Raw genomic sequence first — 1,837 nt, 5'->3', positions numbered from 1 at the left:
GCAGATCGTTGCCGTGGCCGTGGGCCAGGCGGGCCATGAAGTTGGCGGACGCGGGGGCTATCAGCACCAGGTCTGCCCAGCGGGCCAGCTCGATATGGCCCATGGCCGCTTCGGCGGTGGGGTCCAGCAGGGTGGTGTGGACCGGGTGGCCGGACAGGGCCTGCATGGTCAGCGGGGTGATGAATTCACAGGCGCCCTGGGTCATGACCACCCGTACTTGTGCGCCCACATCCTGCAGCCGACGTACCAGATCAGCGGCTTTATAGGCGGCAATGCCGCCGGTGACGCCCAGCAGGACCCGTTTGTTCATCAGACGTTGCATGCAAAAACCCTTGTTTGGATGACGGCAGTCATGGCGAATCTCCCCTGCCGCTGCAGCGCCAAGGCTGCTATCAAGTCAGGCTGCATAGAGTAGCACTGTATAGGAGACGCGGCACGCAGGACGGTTGGCAGGACGCCACATGCCGGATGCCTGACGCAAAAGAGGGAGCAAGATTGTGAGGACGTACGAGAAAATACGGGTTTGGCAGTCCGCCATGGATCTCGTGGTATTGGTCTATGAGGCCACGCAGGATTTTCCACGGAGCGAGCAATTTGGACTCGTTAGTCAAATGCGCAGGGCGTCGGTCAGCGTTCCTTCCAATATAGCGGAGGGTTATGGGCGGGGTTCGCAGGCTGACCGGCTTCGGTTCTTTTATATCGCCAGAGGCTCGTTATTGGAGCTCGAGACCCAGATTGCCATAGCCGCAAGGCTGGCATATGCCGGTGCCAACGTGCTTATTGGACAAACGGAGAAGGTGTTCGCCCAGTTGTCAGCGTTGATCACCCGTATGCAGGATGAGGCGTTTTTAGCGTCAGGCATCCGGCCTCAGGCGTGGGGCGTATAACCATGGCCATAACAGACTGGCCGACGGATGAGCGGCCGCGGGAGAAGTTGTTGGCGCGGGGTGCCGGGGCGCTCAGTGATGCAGAGCTGTTGGCGATTTTTTTGCGTACCGGGCAGCAGGGCATGACGGCGGTGGATCTGGCGCGACGGCAGCTGGCGGGCAGCGGCGGTTTGCGTGCCATGCTGGACCTGAGCCCGGAACGCATGGCGCATTTGCCGGGTATGGGGGCCGCCCGGCGGGCGCTGTTGCTGGCGGCGCTGGAGTTGGGGCGGCGCTATCTGGCGGAGCCCCTGGAACGGGGGCAGCCGCTGGATAACCCGGACAAGGCGGGGCAGTTACTCACGGCGCAACTGCGCGGATTGCCGTTCGAGGTGTTCGCCTGCCTGTTTCTGGACAACAAGCACCGGCTGATCGCCTTCGAAAAACTGTTTCAGGGCACCATTGACGCAGCGGCGGTCTACCCCCGGGAGGTGGTGCGCAGGGCCATGGAGCATAACGCCGCAGCGGTCATTCTGGCCCACAACCACCCGTCGGGCGTGGCCGAGCCCAGCCAGTCGGATCATGCGATTACGCGCCGGTTGGTGGAGGCGCTGGGGCTTGTTGAGGTCCGGGTGCTCGATCATCTGGTGATTGGGGATGGGGGCTGGGTATCCCTGGCCTCCCGCGGAGCATTGTGAAAACGCCTGACGCTTAATGCCGGATGCCTGATGTAAAAAGAGCATGGTGAGTCTTTCTGGCATCTGGCGCTAGCTTGCGGCTAAAAGACGGCGCTTGGTTGGCGTCTGGCTTCAGGCGTTTGGCGTCCGGCTATCTTTTAATTCAAGATTTCGCTTGAAACTTGAGCGGTGGATTGGTATAAAACGCGCCTTTTCCGGGGCTCTACCGTCCCCCGCAAGAAGTTTTACGGAGCAAGACAATGTCCAAAGTTTGCCAGGTGACCGGTAAGCGCC

At 61.3% G+C, this 1,837-nt stretch carries 3 protein-coding genes; 2 read left to right on the top strand and 1 reads right to left on the bottom strand.

What is annotated here, in order from left to right; genetic code table 11:
* On the bottom strand, positions 1 to 322 hold a 322-nt coding region (locus A3754_RS20465), incomplete at its 3' end, for a flavoprotein (RefSeq protein WP_304439851.1).
* A 175-nt stretch (positions 323 to 497) separates the two neighbouring features.
* Between A3754_RS20465 and A3754_RS20460 the strand changes: the two genes are divergently transcribed.
* The gene (locus A3754_RS20460; protein ID WP_082872321.1) at positions 498 to 887 is read left to right on the top strand and encodes a four helix bundle protein; all 390 of its coding nucleotides are present in this window, start codon (positions 498 to 500) and stop codon (positions 885 to 887) included.
* Positions 888 to 889: 2 nt separating this feature from the next.
* Positions 890 to 1,564, top strand: a complete 675-nt coding sequence (gene radC, locus A3754_RS20455) for a DNA repair protein RadC (RefSeq protein ID WP_063521167.1) — start codon at positions 890 to 892, stop codon at positions 1,562 to 1,564.
* Positions 1,565 to 1,837 lie beyond the last annotated feature (273 nt).

The organism is Alcanivorax sp. HI0083, from assembly GCF_001635175.1.
The sequence above is the reverse complement of the archived record's forward strand: the minus strand, read 5'-3'. Positions and strand labels throughout refer to the sequence as shown.